This is a genomic window from Allobosea sp. 2RAB26 (assembly GCF_052115465.1).
In the GTDB taxonomy this organism is placed as follows: Bacteria; Pseudomonadota; Alphaproteobacteria; order Rhizobiales; family Beijerinckiaceae; genus Allobosea.
Map to the genome: position 1 here is coordinate 57,479 of NZ_JBFRGS010000020.1, position 16,782 is coordinate 74,260.

At 64.7% G+C, this 16,782-nt stretch carries 19 protein-coding genes; 7 read left to right on the forward strand and 12 right to left on the reverse strand.

Annotated features, from left to right (window positions below; all coding sequences use genetic code 11):
- Window positions 1–163 precede the first annotated feature (163 nt).
- Window positions 164–289 carry a hypothetical protein gene (locus AB4118_RS28555; protein WP_441492928.1) on the forward strand — a complete coding sequence of 42 codons (126 nt, stop codon included), beginning with the start codon at window positions 164–166 and terminating at the stop codon, window positions 287–289.
- Between the two features lie 38 nt (window positions 290–327).
- Here AB4118_RS28555 and AB4118_RS28560 read toward each other — a convergent pair whose 3' ends face one another.
- Complete coding sequence (locus AB4118_RS28560) at window positions 328–537, reverse strand: hypothetical protein (RefSeq protein ID WP_441492929.1); 210 nt, start codon at window positions 535–537, stop codon at window positions 328–330.
- Between the two features lie 10 nt (window positions 538–547).
- Window positions 548–730 carry a hypothetical protein gene (locus tag AB4118_RS28565; protein ID WP_441492930.1) on the reverse strand — a complete coding sequence of 61 codons (183 nt, stop codon included), beginning with the start codon at window positions 728–730 and terminating at the stop codon, window positions 548–550.
- Window positions 731–937: 207 nt separating this feature from the next.
- Between AB4118_RS28565 and AB4118_RS28570 the strand changes: the two genes are divergently transcribed.
- Complete coding sequence (locus AB4118_RS28570) at window positions 938–1,441, forward strand: YciE/YciF ferroxidase family protein (RefSeq protein WP_441492931.1); 504 nt, start codon at window positions 938–940, stop codon at window positions 1,439–1,441.
- Between the two features lie 104 nt (window positions 1,442–1,545).
- Here the strand turns inward: AB4118_RS28570 and AB4118_RS28575 are convergent, their stop codons facing one another.
- Entirely contained in the window at window positions 1,546–2,568 is a 1,023-nt protein-coding gene (locus AB4118_RS28575; protein WP_441492932.1) for a methyltransferase, read from the reverse strand.
- A 444-nt stretch (window positions 2,569–3,012) separates the two neighbouring features.
- On the opposite strand from AB4118_RS28575, the gene AB4118_RS28580 reads away from it, so the two are divergent.
- Window positions 3,013–3,252: a hypothetical protein gene (locus AB4118_RS28580; protein ID WP_441492933.1), complete on the forward strand. Its 240-nt coding sequence runs from the start codon at window positions 3,013–3,015 to the stop codon at window positions 3,250–3,252.
- Between the two features lie 718 nt (window positions 3,253–3,970).
- Here AB4118_RS28580 and AB4118_RS28585 read toward each other — a convergent pair.
- Window positions 3,971–4,288 (reverse strand): hypothetical protein, encoded by a 318-nt coding sequence (locus AB4118_RS28585; RefSeq protein WP_441492934.1) that lies wholly within the window; start codon window positions 4,286–4,288, stop codon window positions 3,971–3,973.
- A 283-nt stretch (window positions 4,289–4,571) separates the two neighbouring features.
- On the opposite strand from AB4118_RS28585, the gene AB4118_RS28590 reads away from it, so the two are divergent.
- The 3 genes from AB4118_RS28590 (at window position 4,572) to AB4118_RS28600 (ending at window position 7,915) form a co-directional block, all read left to right on the forward strand.
- On the forward strand, window positions 4,572–6,809 hold the full coding sequence (locus tag AB4118_RS28590) for a calcium-binding protein (protein ID WP_441492935.1): 2,238 nt from the start codon (window positions 4,572–4,574) through the stop codon (window positions 6,807–6,809).
- A gap of 417 nt (window positions 6,810–7,226) precedes the next feature.
- Window positions 7,227–7,634, forward strand: coding sequence for a helix-turn-helix domain-containing protein (locus tag AB4118_RS28595; protein ID WP_441492936.1), 408 nt, complete (start codon window positions 7,227–7,229; stop codon window positions 7,632–7,634).
- Window positions 7,631–7,915 carry a BrnA antitoxin family protein gene (locus tag AB4118_RS28600; protein ID WP_441492937.1) on the forward strand — a complete coding sequence of 95 codons (285 nt, stop codon included), beginning with the start codon at window positions 7,631–7,633 and terminating at the stop codon, window positions 7,913–7,915. The genes AB4118_RS28595 and AB4118_RS28600 overlap by 4 nt, the downstream gene beginning before the upstream one ends.
- A gap of 199 nt (window positions 7,916–8,114) precedes the next feature.
- Here the strand turns inward: AB4118_RS28600 and AB4118_RS28605 are convergent, their stop codons facing one another.
- The 5 genes from AB4118_RS28605 to AB4118_RS28625 form a co-directional block, all read right to left on the reverse strand.
- Window positions 8,115–8,375, reverse strand: a complete 261-nt coding sequence (locus AB4118_RS28605) for a DUF7696 family protein (RefSeq protein ID WP_113518572.1) — start codon at window positions 8,373–8,375, stop codon at window positions 8,115–8,117.
- Between the two features lie 170 nt (window positions 8,376–8,545).
- On the reverse strand, window positions 8,546–9,016 hold the full coding sequence (locus AB4118_RS28610) for a hypothetical protein (RefSeq protein WP_441492938.1): 471 nt from the start codon (window positions 9,014–9,016) through the stop codon (window positions 8,546–8,548).
- A 50-nt stretch (window positions 9,017–9,066) separates the two neighbouring features.
- A complete protein-coding gene (locus tag AB4118_RS28615) occupies window positions 9,067–9,576 on the reverse strand; it encodes a carboxymuconolactone decarboxylase family protein (protein ID WP_441492939.1) in 510 nt (169 codons plus the stop codon).
- A gap of 86 nt (window positions 9,577–9,662) precedes the next feature.
- On the reverse strand, window positions 9,663–10,550 hold the full coding sequence (locus AB4118_RS28620; protein WP_441492940.1) for an NmrA/HSCARG family protein: 888 nt from the start codon (window positions 10,548–10,550) through the stop codon (window positions 9,663–9,665).
- A gap of 78 nt (window positions 10,551–10,628) precedes the next feature.
- Window positions 10,629–11,231 (reverse strand): NADPH-dependent FMN reductase, encoded by a 603-nt coding sequence (locus AB4118_RS28625; RefSeq protein ID WP_441492941.1) that lies wholly within the window; start codon window positions 11,229–11,231, stop codon window positions 10,629–10,631.
- Window positions 11,232–11,375: 144 nt separating this feature from the next.
- On the opposite strand from AB4118_RS28625, the gene AB4118_RS28630 reads away from it, so the two are divergent.
- A complete protein-coding gene (locus AB4118_RS28630; RefSeq protein ID WP_441492942.1) occupies window positions 11,376–12,287 on the forward strand; it encodes a LysR family transcriptional regulator in 912 nt (303 codons plus the stop codon).
- 72 nt (window positions 12,288–12,359) lie between these two features.
- On the opposite strand, the gene AB4118_RS28635 is transcribed toward AB4118_RS28630, so the two are convergent.
- From AB4118_RS28635 to AB4118_RS28645, 3 genes are all read right to left on the reverse strand, one after another.
- Window positions 12,360–13,571: a helix-turn-helix domain-containing protein gene (locus tag AB4118_RS28635; RefSeq protein WP_441492943.1), complete on the reverse strand. Its 1,212-nt coding sequence runs from the start codon at window positions 13,569–13,571 to the stop codon at window positions 12,360–12,362.
- A gap of 238 nt (window positions 13,572–13,809) precedes the next feature.
- The gene (locus AB4118_RS28640; RefSeq protein WP_441492944.1) at window positions 13,810–15,984 is read right to left on the reverse strand and encodes a xanthine dehydrogenase family protein molybdopterin-binding subunit; all 2,175 of its coding nucleotides are present in this window, start codon (window positions 15,982–15,984) and stop codon (window positions 13,810–13,812) included.
- An 11-nt stretch (window positions 15,985–15,995) separates the two neighbouring features.
- Window positions 15,996–16,460 (reverse strand): (2Fe-2S)-binding protein, encoded by a 465-nt coding sequence (locus AB4118_RS28645; protein WP_441492945.1) that lies wholly within the window; start codon window positions 16,458–16,460, stop codon window positions 15,996–15,998.
- Between the last annotated feature and the right edge of the window lie 322 nt (window positions 16,461–16,782).

A 16,782-nucleotide genomic window follows, 5' to 3' on the forward strand; every position in this document is an offset into this window, starting at 1 on the left:
TTCAGGGAGTCGGTTTTCGGGAAATCCGAGCTTCAGCAACACCTCACCGGGTATGCCTGTCGAGGACACGATCGTATCACCTTTTCTGCAACATCGCGCGGAACCGGATGGCGCCGGCCCGGGTTGCAGTTGCAGTCCTCATCGATGCCGGGCGAAACCTGTCATGCGCTCGCGCTTTCTCGACATCCTGATCTGGCTCACCGTACTGGCGCTTGTGGCCGGCTTCGGGGTCAGGATGTTCCGAACCGTGCCCAGCGTCCAGGACGCGCCACGCATCTATCGGGACTGAGCCCTGGGCCCAGCCCCGCCATGGCCCAGGCCAGGCCCTCAGCCCGGCTTCTTCGGCTCAGGCTGGCCCCCATGTCTGATCGTGGCGGCGCTGTCATGCTCATCGGCCTCGAACGGGGCATGCGGCCCGGTCTGATGCTTCGACAAGGGGCTCGGGCCCGGGCGACGCTGTTCCGGCGCGCCCGATTGTCCCGGCCGTTGCGCCGTCCGATAGGGCACCGGCGCGTCGGTATGCTTCTCGGCTGTCATCGTCATCACCTCAGGTTTCGCAAATGCCGGGAGGAGGGCGCTCGGCTGCCTTCTCGGGGCTCTGCCCGGAGGGGGCGCGATCGCGCATGCGCTCGCCCCGGGTGTCCTGGTTCTTGCCCTGCTCGCCCCGTCCGTGGGGGAGGATGGCTGCCGCATCCGTCGTGGGGATCTTCCGTCCGTAACCGTCTCGCATGGTGGCCTCCGTGTTGACGGGCCCGGCTGCGCAGGAAACGTCGCATCGCAGATCAGGTTCCAACGCGTTGGTGTCGCGGGCCGAGGGTTGGAAAGGGAGGAGCTGATGCCGCCATGGCGTGGAACAGGCCGGCGGCCGATACGTTGGTCAGGCAGCAAGCGCGCCCGATCAACCGGCGTCGGCGGGGATCAGAACCAGGAGGACGGAATGGGACTTTTTTCCAAGGACATCAAGACGATGGACGATCTCTTTGTCCACACGCTTCAAGATATCTATTACGCGGAGAAGCAGATCCACAAGTCGCTGCCGAAGATGATCGACAAGGCCACGGACCCGCAGCTGAAGCAGGGGCTGACCGCGCATCGCGGCGAAACCGAAGGTCATATCAAGCGGCTTGAACAGGTCTTCAAGCAACATGGCGCGGAGGCGAAGGGCGTGGATTGCCCGGCGATCGACGGCATCCTCGAGGAAGCCGACGAGGTTCTGGGTGAGGTCGCCGACAAGCAGGTGGTCGATGCCGCGATCATCGCCTGCGCCCAGGCCGTCGAGCATTACGAGATCACGCGCTATGGCACCTTGACGGCCTGGGCCAAGCAGCTTGGCCGCAACGACTGCGCCACCCTGCTGCAGCAGAATCTCGACGAGGAATTCGCGGCCGACAAGAAGCTCAGCAAGCTCGCCGAATCCGGGATCAACCGCAAGGCGGCGTAGCCGATCCCGCGCCCTGACCGGTCCCGCTGGGTCACCCGATCCGGCGGGGCTGGGGCGTCCTCCCTGCAGACGGCACCTCGCGACGAGCGTGATCGGCAATCCCACTATTTATAGGCGATCGCGGCGCTCGACGGACCGGCCAGCATCATGGTCTCGAACCTCCGGAAGCCGACCTCGCGGCACCAGCCTTCGAAGTCGGCAGCGGAATAGTCGAAGGCATCGCCGAACTCGATCAGCATGTTGAGGGACATCATCAGGCCGAAGGCATTCTCGCGCCTGGCATCGTCTATGAGCGACTCGATCACCACGAAGGCGCCGCCAGGCGGCAGGGCGTCATAGGCTTTGCGGATCAGCGCCTTCTTCTTCTCCAGGTTCCAGTCATGCAGGATCATCCCCATGGTGATGACATCGGCCCTGGGCAGAGCATCGGCGAAGAAGTCGCCGCCGACCGCCGCGACCCGGTCGCTCAGGCCCGCCTGCTCGATCCGGCGCAGGGCGATCGGCACGACCTTTGGCAGATCTAAGCTGGTGCAGCGCATATGCGGATGCGCGGTCGCGACCATGCAGGAGAGCTGCCCCGTCGCGCCGCCGACATCGCAGAGGCTGCTGAATCTTGAGAAGTCGAAAGCCTGCGCAAACAGTTTGAAATTGCCGGCGGAGATGCCCGACATCGCGTTCATGAACTGCTCGAGCCGCGCCGGGTCGGCATAGAGCGTAGCGAAGACGGATTCTCCGGAATGCCTGGTCTCGTTCTGCGGCTTGCCGGTTTTCAGAGCCTCGGTCAGGTCGCCCCAGAAGCGGAAGAGGCGCGCATTCGCCATTTCCAGGATGCCGCCGATATAGGCCGGGCTGTTCCGGTCCAGGAAGAAGGCGCTGTCGGGCGTATTCGCATAGCGCGCCCCGGGGCCGTCGCCGTCACGGTCGAGAAATCGGAGTGCGACCAGCGCATCGGGAAAATCCGGGATGGCGCGGGGACTGAGCTGCAAGGCCACGGCGATCTCTCGGCCGGTCATCGGCTGTTTGGCGAGCGTCGTGAAAAGCCCCAGCTCGACGGCCGAAAGCAGCGTCTTCGACGCAAAGAACCCCATCCCGACCTGCATGATATGCGACGGATCAAGCCCGGACATGATGGCCCTCGTGCACGTCGGTATCGCCCCCAGGGAAACCACGGCCCATGACGATGCCGATCCTAGCACAGGTGGCCGCAAACCCCGCCGCATCAACGCCCCCTCGTCGGAAAAGCCCCCGGCTCGCCTTTGGTCGATATTGCAGCCCATGGGCGCATTCTGCAGGAATGAGCTGCAGCTTGCGATTCAGCGTCCAGGCCGAAGCATCGTGCGGGCAGGAGGCTCGGGTCATGGCGGGGCAAGCGGCCGGAGCGCAGAAGACTGCGCCGGGTCATGCGGGGTGAGCCGATCCGCGGATGCCGCCAAGGCCATCTCCGTAATGCCCGGCGAAATCGTCCGGCTGATCAGCCGGGCCCGCCAAGTCGCGCGATGCGACAGATCAGATGCAACCCCTCGATATCACCAATGGAGCGGAGCGTTCTGCGGACAGGAAATGGGGGCATCGTGAATTTTGCTAAGTTACGAGCGCTTGTCCTGGCTTATGGGAGCAGGTTTAGAGAACTTGCCATAGCTCATGAGAAGAGTTTCAGGGTGCTGTTTGGTTCCGCATTTATGATGGCTTTGGCCTTGCCGTATCTCATTATGTTCGATGTCGAATCTTGGGGTGATACTTTACAGTTTTCGACCTTTATGGGTGTGAGCGCGGGGGTGGGATCGCATCTGGCGGATAAGGTCGTCTCCTGATCGTTGCGGCTACTGGTGGCCCTTGGCGGGCGGGGCCAGTTTGCGTTGGAAGGGCCCAGGGGAGGTCGCCCCGAGGCTGCCCAGGGACCGTTGGGTCGTGACACCGGTTCTGACCCGGCTTCCCTGAAGCCCGCCGCCAGCCGTCTGGCTGTCATTCCAGTATTCGCGGCGCGCGCTGGCATTCGGGGTAGGGAGCGTCAAGAAATCGACCTACGATTGCATTTCGGTGCCGCGTTTCGGGTGTGGCGCTTAAGCAACTGCTGCCGAATACTTGCGCCTCAACAGGCCGAATTCATGCGTTTCTGCTTGTCCTTTGCCGGCAACGGCGCGAGCCTCCGCCCCGTCGTTGAGTGCGTGAGGGAGTTTGCCCATGAATGCGCAATCAAGATCTGACCTGACGATGACCCGTTGTCACTGGGTTCTGTTCCGGACAGCGATCGTCGTGATCCTCGCAGCAGCCGTGTTGGCGCCGCTGACCCGGTGACGGGAAAGCGCCGGCGCGGTGCTGGATAAGATGCCCCGATCCGGCAGGCATATCTGGATCGGGGCCATGATCGCGATCATTCTCGCGATTTACGCGTTCACGCATCCGTTCCGGATCGTCCTGCTCCGCGCGCTGGGCTATTGAGCGGCGCGACGCGGCATGAGGCGCCAGGCTTGCGCGGGCTACGCCGGCCTTCCGCGCCGCGCAGATGCTGCGTGAAGGAGGCGGGCTCGATCAGGCTTCGGGTGCTCTCAGCGCCAGTGGCTTTCGCGTCTCGGCGAAGGGATCGGCCGCCAGGGCGACGGCGAGCGCGTCAGGCGGCACGAGCTCGCCGCCAAGCGTCTCGTGGAAGGCGTGGGCGAGGCTCGCCTCGCGAAAACAGATCCGTATGGCGCCCTTGTCTCGCTTCACCGAGACGGCGCGGTACATGATCTTCCAGCGCTCGAGCCAGGCGTCCATCTCCTCAAGTCTGCAGAGGAAATCGTCGCCCTCGGTAACGACCAGGACCTGATGTCGCCAGGGCCTTATGGCCGTTTCGTCACCCGCAATCATCGCGTCACCTGTACCCTGGTCGCAATTCGGCCATACCCGCCGTTCTTCGCGGTCAATGGTCCATCCTACATCCGCCAAACTGACATTTCGCTGACAGGACCTGTCAGCTTCGCGCGCGAGGGCTGCTGATAGACAGCGCCACTCCCAAGCGGGGCCGAACCTCGCCCGCTTGATCGAGACGAGACGGGGGAGGACGGACTCGGCGAGATCCGAGCATTAGCGTCCGCCCGCCAAGAAAAGTCCGTGGGCTCCTGGGGCATTTCCACCAATTCGGAGCAGGATCATGGCCAATATCGACGGCACAACGGGAGACGACACGCTCTTCGGAACGGAAGACGCCGACCTCATTCGCGGTTTGGCGGGCGCCGATTTCATTCTCGGCTTCGGCGGCAATGATACGCTCGACGGCGGCGGCGGTGACGATCAACTGGCCGGCGGAGGCGGCGCCGACGTGCTGAAGGGCGGCGCCGGCAATGACACGCTGACGGGTGACTCCAATTTCGAGATCGCAGGCGCCGACATGCTGACCGGCGGCGGCGGCAATGACAGGTTCGAATGGGATCCGTTCGGCGGAACCTCGACCGCGGCGCTGACCGATATCGTCACCGATTTCCAGGGTGCCGGAAACGCCGTCGGCGACACGCTGGAATTCGACGCCTTCAGTCCCGCGGCGCGCTTCAGTTTCGGCGGGCAGCTCAACGCCATGCCCACGCTCGGCAGCGCGATCGGGACCAGCGGCGATGGGCTCGCGGCGGTCTCCTATGCGTTCAACGGCGGCAACACCTTCGTGCTGGCCGACAGCAACGACAATGGCAGCTATGATGCGGGCGATCTCACGATCCGCCTCAACGGCCAGCTCAATCTCGTCCAGTCGGATTTCGGCAGCACGCGTTTCGTCATTGCCGGCACGAACGGGGCGGACACGCTGAACGGCACTCAGGGGAACGACACCATCCTGGGGCTCGGCGGCAACGACACGATCAATGGCCGCGCCGGCGATGATAACATCGAAGGCGGCAACGGCGCTGACACGCTGACTGGCGGGGACGGCAATGATTTCATCCAGGGCGGAAATGGCGCCGACACGATCAATGGCGGCGAAGGCCGCGACTTCCTGACAGGCGATGCCGGCAATGACACGATCGACGGCGGCGGCGGCGATGACGGCGGGCTGGCCGGTGGCGACGGCAACGATACGGTGTCTGGCGGTGCCGGCGATGACAATGTCGACGGCGATGATGGGGCCGACACGCTTTCGGGCGGCATCGGCGACGACGACATGTTCGGCGGCGACGGCGCCGATGCGATGTTCGGCGACGCAGGCGCCGACGAGCTGTTCGGCGGCCGGGGCAATGATCAGTTGAGCGGCGGAGCGGGCGCCGACGAGCTGGAAGGCGAAGAAGGCGCCGACCGGATCGAGGGCGGCGGCGGCAACGACCAGTTCAATTTCAACGCCGGTGCCTTCCAGCCGGATTCGAGCTTCTCGGTGCGCGATTTCGTGGCCGATTTCCAGCGTGCCGGCGTGGCCGACGGTGATGTGCTCCAGCTCTCCGGCAGCGAATTCGCCTGGGTCGGCCAGATCGACGCCAATCCACGGATCGGAGCGGCCCTGCCGGGTGGCGGAGATGAACTGACGCAGCTGGGCTATATCCAGCGCGCCGGCAATACGTTCCTGGTGGCCGACACCAATGATGACGGCCTGCTCGATGCCGATGATTTCACGGTCGAGTTTGCCGGCCTGCAGAGCTTCACGACCGGCGATTTCACCAACACCGATTTCGTCATCGCCGGCACGAATGGCGACGATGTCATCACTGGCACGCCGGACGATGACCGGATCTTCGCCGCGGGCGGCAATGACCAGGTCACCGGGCTTGGCGGCAGCGACGAGATCCATGGTGGCGCCGGCGACGATATCCTCGATGGCGGCCCGGGTGGCTTCGACAATCTGTTCGGCGAGGCGGGCAACGACCGGTTGACGCTCGCGACCAGTGACGGCGGCGGCGTCGCCTCGGGCGGCGAGGGCGACGACGTCCTCTTCGGCAGCGACAGCTCCTTCAGCAATTTCGACAACAGCCTGCAGGGCGATGCCGGCAATGACGAACTGCATGCCGGCGCCGTCGGCTCGGGCATGAACGGGGGAGGTGGCTCCGACCGGCTGGTTAGCGGTGCGGCCGACGACCAGATGGAGGCCGGCCGCGACGAGTTCGGCTTCGATCTCGACAATGCGCAGGACCTCTTCGTCTACAGCGGAACCGGGCGCTGGAGCACGGGGGGCAGTTTCTTCGGCGACACGGTCTCCGGCTTCCAGGACGGCTCGGACCTGTTCGACCTGCGCGGCAGCGGCCTGCAATTCGCCGACCTCTCGATCGTCAACGAGGATTTCCAGACGACGATCACCTCGGAGCGCGGGCAGATCACGCTCTTCGAGAGCTTTGGGCAGGAGGTTTTTCTCGACCAGGATGATTTTCTGTTCGGCCCGGCGCCCGCGCCGTTCTCGACCGATCCGCTGTTTATCTAAGGCATCGGCCCGAAAAGTGGTTTCCGGTTTTCGGGACAGCCGATGCCGGCAGCAAAGGTTCATCGGCCCGAAAAGTGGTTCGCGGTTTTCGGGACAGCCGATGCCGGCAACAAAGGTTCATCGGCCCGAAAAGTGGTTCGCGGTTTTCGGGACAGCCGATGCCGGCAGCAAAGGTTCATCGGCCCGAAAAGTGGTTTCGGGTTTTCGGGACAGCCGATGCCGGCACGGCAAGTCCGATGGCCTGGCAGGTTCGGACACAGCCCGACTGACACAGAAGGGAGCGCCCTGCGGGGCGCTCCCTGGTTTTCGACGGTGTCCCTTCCAACCAGAGACCGGTTGTGAGTGTACTCCTCAAACAAACTTGATAATAATCGTATATGGTGATAATATCACCATATGAAATCATATCAATGCCGAATGGCCCGTGCGGCCCTGAACTGGAGCATGCCCGAGCTGGCGCAGAAGGCCGGTGTCGGCGTCAATACCGTCAACCGTTTCGAGGCGGGCCAGGATGCAAGGATGAGCAGCGTCGAGAAGATGCAGGCCGCCTTGTCCGAAGCCGGCGTCATCTTCATCGCCGAGAATGGCGAGGGGGCCGGCGTGCGGCTGCGGAAGGGCTTTGTGCCCACAACTGTCCCGACAGCGTCACATGCCTCGCTCAAGGTCAGCGCCAGCACGGTGCGGGCCCGCGCCGCACGCGCGGTGGACCACGCCATGAGCGAGATGGACGCAAGCACGGCAGAGAAGACGGAACGCCGCGAGCGATTGACCAACGAGCCTGACGTCGTCAGGAAAGCCCGCAGCAAGAGCAGGGACGCATCATGAACCACGACAGACCGCGCCGGCCGACCAGCGCCCGCGACCAGGCGGAAGCCCTGTTCAAGCCGGCTGCACCGAAGGCGCCGCCGGTGATCGAGAAGCGGCCCGCGCTTCCCGGCGCCAAGGAGATGGTGACGCTGCGGATCGACCGCGATGTCCTCGATCATTTCCAGAGCGGCGGACCAGGCTGGCAGGACCGCGTCAACGACGCGCTGCGCCAGGCGGCGGGCCTCGTTGGGGATGACGTACTGAAGCCCGAGGATCTCAACTCGTCGAATGACGGCTGAGACGAGCGGCGACGGGCAGCGCCGCTCGAGCACGCTGCGAAAAAGCGGCAACGGTCTTTCGCATCGAGCATGCTCCGAACCATTGGCGTCGATCATGTTTTCTGCATTTTGACGGTTTCGTCCAAATGCGGCGTGATCTAACGATCTGTGATTGCATCGGCTTTTCCGAAAACCGCAATCCACGTTTCGGGCCGATGCTTCAGGTCTTGTTCTTGAGACCGTGCAGGCGGATGATTTCGGCGCGAAGCTTGGCCACCGCCGCCTCGCCGCGGACGCCCTTGATGCCGCGCTCTTCGCGATCGGTCGAGCCGGGAACGCCATCGAGGAAGGTGTTGCGCTTCGCGGTCGGCATCGCCAGCAGATAGGCGATCTCGCATTCGTGCCGCCACTCTTCCGATGAGGTCGAGACTTCGCGCCCGGCGAGATGGGACCAGGCGAAGGAAGGGGCAGGGGCAGACAAGGCGAATCTCCTGAAGTGACAGAGTAAGCCTTAGTCATTCCCGTAGCGCCGTGACGAGCCGATCGTCGCGGCATCCTCACATGTTTCTGTCCAACTGCCGGTTCAGCGGCCGCATCCGCATTCGGTTCGCCACCGCGATGGAAACCTAGAATCCCGAGCCCGACCTGGGCTCATGACGTCTGGCGCTGCGGCTGTTTCCTGTTCGCACGTCGCTCGCTATTGCGGCGCCTCGCGCCTGTGCCCTGCCAGCCGCCGAGCATGTCGAAGACCTCCAGCCCATCCCACGCTTCGTCCTCCTGCGCGCGGCGTTTCGCCAGCGTCACGAGCGCCCAGGCCTTGCGTAGGACCCGGCCCAGAGCGGAAGGCTGCGTCGGCGCGGAATGCGCCCCCGGCGCTCCGCCGTCTTGCGGTCTTTGCATGAAATCGTCGCGCCCCACCCGGTGCTTGTTGCTTGGGCCTTCTTGCCGAAGGCCGGCTTTGATTGTCTTCGGGCAGATCGTCGCGATTTCCAGGGCCAGCCGGAAGGTTTCAGATCTCATCCGCAACGCTCGATCCGCGATATCGATCGCGCTGTCACGGCCCCGAACCGGGAGGAGCCGTGCATTGGGACGTCCAGTCATCAAGATGAGATCGGCGGGCAAGGCCGCCCTTACCGCGGGATGAAGCGGCCCTCCGTGGAGGACACTGGACGTCAGACGTCCAGGTCGGTTTGCGCGTAATTCAGGAAGTATCCCGTGAAGACCGTCGCCCCCACGAACGCAAACGCGTCGGTGAGCTGCAGATCGCTCCAGCCGCTCTTCCGAGCTGCTGTCCAGGTGGCGTCGGTCACCTCTCCCGCATTGGCCGCGGCTTCCCTGACCAGGCCGGCCAGCACATCGATTTTGGCGTCGTTTGTCGAGGTGCCCATCGTCAAGGCGGTGACCTGCTCTTCGCTCCAGCCATTCATCTGGGCAAGCCGACTGGCGATGCGGGTCATATAGCCGTTGCCGACCCCGGACGCGGCCGCGAGGGTCAGGGCCGCACCCACCTTCGGGTCGAAGCTGGTCTGCTCGGCAAGCACGGCCCGTAGCGACGTGTACGCCGTCAGGACCGCCGGGGAATGCGCCATCTGGGCATGCAGGTTCGCAGGGCGTCCCATCGGGCTGGCCTGGACGATCTTGTGCAGGAGCAGCCGCGATGCGGCGGGGGCGTCCTCGACCATGTGGGTTGGGATCCGGCTCATCGGTATCACCTCGTTCATGGGGTGCTGAAGGCGTCGGACGCGCGGTCGTCCCGGGCGCGGTCGTTCTAGGCGCGGTCGCCCTGGCTGCCCTGGAGAAGCGTGTTCCAATCCTGTGCCTTTGCCCACGACGCGAAGTCGTGAAAGGCGACGTCGGGGAACTCACGGCGGAGCGCCGCGCGATCGAGGGCGTAGCCGACATGGTCGAACCACGCGTACATCTTGGCCCAGTCTTCACCCATGCGCTCGCGGATGACGTCCAGCGGGATCTGGACATAGGTGAACGGACGACCGGTGACACGCGAGAGGATGGCGAGAACCTCGTTGCCCGTCAGTTCGTCGCCCCCGAGATCGAAGCGCTGACCTGCAAACCGGCCTGGATTCTCGAGCAGGCGAACGGCGACGGCCCCGATATCCGCGACGGCGACTTGCGCGAGCTTTCTCGTCGGCGGGAGCGGCGTCGCGTAGATGCCCTTCGCGAGCTGCTCCTTGCCGAAAGCGAGGTTCTCCATGAAATAGACGGGCGCCAGCACCGTGGCGCGCACGCCGATCCCGGCGATGTGCTTTTCGACCTCGTATTTGCTGTCGAAATGCGGGACGCCCGTCTGTCGATTGGCGGAGCCGACCGAGGTGAAAACGAGATGTACGCCTGCCGCTCTGGCCGCGTCGGCGGCGGAGATGCCTTGTCGCGTCTCGGCTTGCGGGCCTCCTTCGAAGGGCGTCGTCATCGCGAAAAGGGAGGTCGCTCCTTCGAGCGCCTTCGTCAGCGCAGCTGTGTCTTCGAGTGACGCCCGGACGAGCGTGACGCCTGCGCCGGCGAGCGCTTTAGCCTTGGCGGAATCGGTATTACGCGTGACGGCGCGAACCGCGTGACCGCGTTCGAGCAGGGTCTTCACCACCGCGCCACCTTGTTGGCCGGTGGCTCCCGTGACGACGACGACAAGCTTCTGATCCATGACCAATCTCCTTGCTCTGGACCGTCCCGGCAGATGCTCCTCGCCTGCCGGGGTGAACCGAGCGCTGACTTGACGCGTTCAGGCGGCTGACGCCTGTGCCGACGCGGCCTGACGCCCGGTTTTCAATGTGAGGCTCCACCAGGACAGATCATCCAGCAGAGCGACCGCCGCCTGTTCGAGATGCGGAAAATCCACGAAATCCTTGCCCTGCTGCCAGATGCCAAGGAACTCGGCCATACCGACATTCACGGATTTGGGGACCGGCGCCATCTGAAGTTCGACGGCAACCATGCGCAGTTGCTCAATCGCGCGTGCGGCGCCAACGCCGCCATAGCCGACAAAGGCGGCCGGCTTGCGGTTGAAGGGCTGGAAGGCATAGTCCAGCGCGTTCTTCAGCACGGCGCTGTACCCGTGATTATATTCGGGGGTGACGAAGACGATCCCGTCAAGCTCGGCCAGCTTCGTAGTCCAGCGCTCTGCAACGGGGTTCTTTGGCGGCACCCAGGCTGGCGATGCCGGCTCATCGAAGAATGGCAGGGGATAGTCGCGCAGGTCGATGATTTCGACGCTGAGATCGGTGCGCCGTGCCGCAATCGCGTAAAACCACGCGGCCGCCCGCTCGCTGAAGCGGCCCTCTCGCGTCGAGCCGATGACGATGCCGATATGCGGGTTCCTGGTCATTGGGGGCTGCTCTCTTTCAGGTTGATCCGAACAATCGGGACCGCGTGCAGGTCCCGCTCGCCTTCGAAAATGAGCGCCGCATGTTTAGTTGACTAGTTGGGGATATCGGGTTTGACTCCCCCGTCTTTCGAAGGAATGCCGGCGATGCTCGACCTGAACGACATCGGCCTGTTCGTGCAGGTTGTTCGCTTCGGCAGTTTCGCGGAGGCCGGACGTCGTCTGGGGATTCCCGCCAATACGGTCAGCCGGCGTATCCAGGAACTGGAGGAGCAACTCGGCGCTCGGCTCATGCATCGATCGACCCGGAAACTGAAGCTCACCGATGCCGGACATGAACTCTACGGCAATAGCGCCGCGGCCGTGGACGGACTGCAACAGGCCGGAGAGGACCTGATGGCCGGCGCGCGGGTGCCCAGGGGGCTGATACGTGTGGCGATGCCCGCCGATTTCTTCGACTTCTACAAGATGGAATGGGTGGCCGAATTCCTGGCCGCGTATCCGGAGGTGCGCATCGAGTTCGCGTTAAGCGATGCTACGGTCGATCTGATCGAGGAGGGCATCGATGTCGCCTTCCGAGGGGATGCAACGCGTGGTCCGAACTATGTCGTACGCAAGATCCAGACTCGCTCGATCGGACTCGTCGCCAGCCCCTCCTACCTCGCTGCACGCGGGACGCCGGCCTCTTTGCAGGGCCTGACCCGTCATGACTGCCTGTTCGTGCCGCAGGCCCGGGACTATGCGACCTGGCGTCTTCAAGGTCCCGATGGCGTCGAGGAGGAGGTGACCGTCACTGGCCGCGTGATGGCGAATACCGCGCAAGCGATCCGAAGGGCGGCGATGGCAGGCCTCGGCATCGCGTTGACGCCGATCCTGGGAACGGCCGATTTCGCGGCTGGCCGACTGGTGCCGGTGTTGCCCCAATATATGCGCCGCAATCTCGGGATGAGCGTCGTCTACCCCAACCGGGCCCACCTGCCATTGGCCGTTTCGGCTTTCATCGATTCCGTCGTCGGCAGGCTGCGGGCCGAAATCCTGAGCATGCAGGGATTGCGGTAATTCGGGCCGGGGCCGACCGATGGCAAGCAGCGCCCGTCAGTGACGGTGAAGCGCTTGCGGGCGGAAACCGGATCAGGCGCGCAAGCGAAGCTCTCGTCCTGCTCCTGCCCACTCTCCGGTGCGAGCGGAGGCGAGCCAGGCCTCGGCCGTCGACCCCCCGGTTGCGATATCCTGCTCCGCCCAGGTCAGATATGCCAGATTGCCATGGGCGTGCAGGGTCGAGGCCTGAGCCGCGCTTGGGCTCATGCCATAGCGCTTCCGGAACGCGCGGCTGAAATGGGCCTCGCTGCGAAATCCGTGCTGATGCGCGACGGCCGAGATTTTCAGCCTTCCCGCAGATCTGATCATGACCTGCAGGCTGGCACTCAGCCGGATCCCCACCAGCCAGCGCCGCACGCCGCCATGGGCCTCGAACGACCGGAACAGTTTCGAGCGCGAGACGCCCAGCGCGGCCATCAGGTCGTCGGGGCCGAAATCCGGGTCGGACAGCCTGCCTCGGGCCAGCCGATGGGCGCGATCGAAGAGGGGGACATCCTCGCGTTCCTTTCTCGGCCCGCCGGAGGGAAGGGCGGCTGCGGCAAAGCGCAGGATGCCGTCGACGGCCGACTGCGCCTGGTCGACGCTGAGCCCGTCGATATGCTCCACCAGCGCCCGGATCAGGGTGCCGAGAAGCTTGCCTGCACTGCTATGGGCCGACAGCACCATGCCATGCACATCGCCTTGAAGTCCGGCCGGCGCGCTGGCCCTGTCGAAGGTGAGCGTGATCCCCTCATAGCCGGGCGTACGGGATTCATAGGGCAGCGAATAGTCGACGGCGACGACATCGCCTGGACCATGGCTGCGCTTGCGACCGTCATAATCGGCGACTGCGCTTCCGCGTGTCAGCACATAGAGCGACATCTGGGAAATCGGCCGGTCGTCGATGACGCGCTGGCTCCGGGACATGGACATCGCCGATCCGCCATTGATCTGCACGAAGGCCTCGGGGAGCTGCCAGGAGCGGCCGTGAAAATCGAACTGGGCCGGGTCTGCATCAGCCGGTATGGCACAGTCGACCAGGCGCGACAGCGCCGTCTTCCAGGCGGCGAAACACTCCATGCCCGGGGGGAACGGCCAGGCAATGCTGCGCGAGGCGCATGTCTGCGAATGGGTCTCGGGCCTGGGCAGCGGCGCCGGCCAGGGGCGTCCCGCGACAGGGCGGCCGATCACGCCGCCATGTGCCGAAGCCTGTGAGAATGGGGACGGGACGATCTGCGCTGCGCTGGGTCGATTTGAGATATTCATATGTCCCCCCGCGGTTCCCCATTGGCCCATCGCTGGGAACGAGGCGCTTTGGGAGAAACTCTAATCGAGGCGGCGTATTTACGGGCGTTAATCCGGCGTTACACGACCGTTAATCTTGTGCGCCGCACCTTCAGGCCGTGCGGGATGTGGCTTTCGAGAGACTGTTGGCAGCCAGCCCCTGCTGTCGTGGCGACGGCCCGGCCGACCAGTGGCGCGTCGGGCCGGGACCTGCTGGTGATCACCCAGCCGTCAGCATCTCGGGCTTGATCGGCAGCTTGCGGAGCCGGATGCCGGTTGCCGCATGGACCGCATTCAGCACGGCGGGCGCGAGCGCCGACGTGCCGGGCTCGCCAAGCCCGCCGGGCGCCTCGCTGCTCGCCACGATCTCGACCTCGATCGTCGGGGCCGCATCGATGCGGAGCATCTGGTAGGTGTCGAAATTGGTCTGCTCCACCCTGCCGTCCTTGAGGGTGATCTCGCCGTACAGGGCCGCGGTGATGCCGAATACGACGCCGCTCTCGATCTGCGCCGCGATGGTGTTGGGATTGACTGCGACCCCGCAATCGACGACCGCGACGACACGGTCGACATGGACATCGCCGCTCTTCGAGACCGTCACCTCGGCGACCTCGGCGAGATAGCTGCCGAAGGATTGCGACAAGGCGATGCCGCGCCCCTGGCGTGGCCCCAGCTGTGTGGCCCATCCTGCCTTCTGCGCGGCACGTTCCAGCACATGGAGCGCACGCGGATTCCCAGCCAGAAGGGCGCGTCGATAGTCGAGCGGGTCCTTCTTCGCGGCCGCGGCGAGTTCGTCGATGAAGCTCTCGACCACATAGACATTATGGGTCGGACCGACGCCGCGCCAGAATGCGGTCGGAATTCCCGGCGGTTCGACCCGGACATAATCGACATGCATGTTTGCAATGGCGTAGGGGATTTCGGCTGCCCCTTCCACCGCGTCGGGATCGACGCCGTCCTTGACGGCCGACGGGAAGTAGCGGGCCATGATCGACGAGCCGGCGATGCGGTGGCTCCAGGCGACCGGCATGCCCTGACCATCGAGCCCGGCACTGATCCGGTCGTAGTAATAGGGCCGGTACATGTCGTGCTGGATGTCCTCTTCCCGGCTCCAGACAACCTTGACCGGGCCCTTGGATTGCTTGGCGATGAGCGCCGCCTGGGCGATGAAATCGACTTCGAGCCGGCGCCCGAAGCCGCCGCCGAGCAGGTGGTTGTGAATCCGCACCTGCTCCGGCTTCAGTCCGAGATGTTTCGAAACGACGAGCTGGGCGATATCGGGAACCTGCGAACCGACCCAGATATCGCAGCCGTCGCTCGTGACCTGGGCGGTACAGTTGATCGGCTCCATCGTGGCGTGGGCCAGGAACGGTGCTTCGTAGATCGCCGCGACCCTGGTCCCAGCCTTGGCGAGGGCGCCGCTCGCGTCTCCTTCGCTCGTGGCAACGGCGCCGGGTCTTTCCGAAGCCGTTGCCAGGGCGGCCACGATGTCGGCCATCGAGGTGGCCGCATGGGGTCCATCGTCGAACCTGACGGCGCAGGCCTCCAGGCCCTGCTTCGCCGCCCAATAGTGATCGGCGATGACGGCGATGGCGTTGTCGAGTTTCGCGACCTGATGGACGCCCGGAACCTTCAGCGCCGCCGCCTCATCGAAGGATGCGACCGTGCCGCCGAACACGGGTGACGCGGCGACCGTGGCGATTTTCATGTCCGGCAGCCTGACATCGATGCCGTAGATCGCCGTGCCGTTGACCTTGGCCGAAGCATCGAGCCGCTTGGCCGGCGTACCGATGATCCGGAAGCTGCCGGGATCTTTGAGCGTGACATCGCTCGGGACAGTAAGCTTGGCCGCGGCGTCCACGAGCTCGCCATAGCCGATCCGGCGGCTGCTCGCGGCGTGGACGACATAGCCCGGCTGCGTCGTCAGACTGCTCGCTTCCGCCTTCAGCCTCGCGGCGGCTGCGGCAATCAGCATGGAACGGGCGGCGGCACCAGCCTGGCGCAGCGGCAGATAGAATGCGCGGATCGAGGTCGAGCCGCCCGTCATCTGCACGCCGGAGATCAGGGGATTGCCGTAGAGCTTTGCATTCGCTGGGGCGGGCTCGACCGCGACATTGCTCATGTCGACGTCGAGCTCCTCGGCGACCAGCATCGGCAGCGAGGTGTAGGTGCCCTGACCCATCTCGATCATCGGGGAGATGACGGTCACCTTTCCCATGCGGTCGATGCGGATGAAGGCCCCGGGCGCAAAGGGTTTCGCTTGCGCGGGATCGGCTGGCTGGGCCCCCAGCTGCAAGGGCCAACCGATCATCAATCCGCCGCCGACGGCAGCGCTGGCATGGAGAAATGCCCGACGCGAAACGACGTGATCCCCGAGATTTTCTGCATGTGCCATGGCTCTGGCCCTCACCGCGCGCCGGCGATGGCCGCGGCCTGTTTGATGGCTTCGCGAATGCGCAAATAGGTGCCGCAGCGACAGATATTGCCGGACATGGCGGCGTCGATATCGGCGTCCGTGGGCTTTGGATTGCCGGCAAGCAGCGCGCTCGCCGACATGATCTGCCCGGATTGGCAGTAGCCGCATTGCACGACTTCCAGGTTCAACCAGGCTGCCTGGATCGCCTTGCCGGCTGGCGTCTCACCGATCGCTTCGATCGTCGTAACGGACTTTCCCGCGGCATCGCTGATCGCCGTGATGCAGGAGCGGGTCGGCTCGCCGTCGATATGAACGGTACAGGCGCCACATTGGGCGATGCCGCACCCGAATTTGGTTCCGGTCATGCCGAGAATATCCCGGATCACCCAGAGCAGCGGCATGTCGTCGGGGGCATCAACCGCGAGGGAGTGGCCGTTTATGGTGAGATCATGCATCGCGCATCCTCCTCGGCCTGCCCTGGTCGTGCTGATGAAGCTGTCTATCCGGCACCACACCGCCGGGAATGCCAATTTCGGGGGCTCGGAAGTCCGCGGCCGGAACCACCGCTGGAGCCATCGGCACGCATGGCGGTCTCCCCAGCGCGTTGGCAAATCGTTGGCTGATCAGAGGCACGGGACGGAGCATGATATTCGCCGATCGGGCGTCATCGCAGGACGGACTGCGCCCCCAAAACATGGCGGGAGTATGGAAGGGGAAGGGTGGGCGGCGGCACCGGGACTCCGCCCCTGCGAGCAGGTCCCAGTGCGGCGTCGCTCA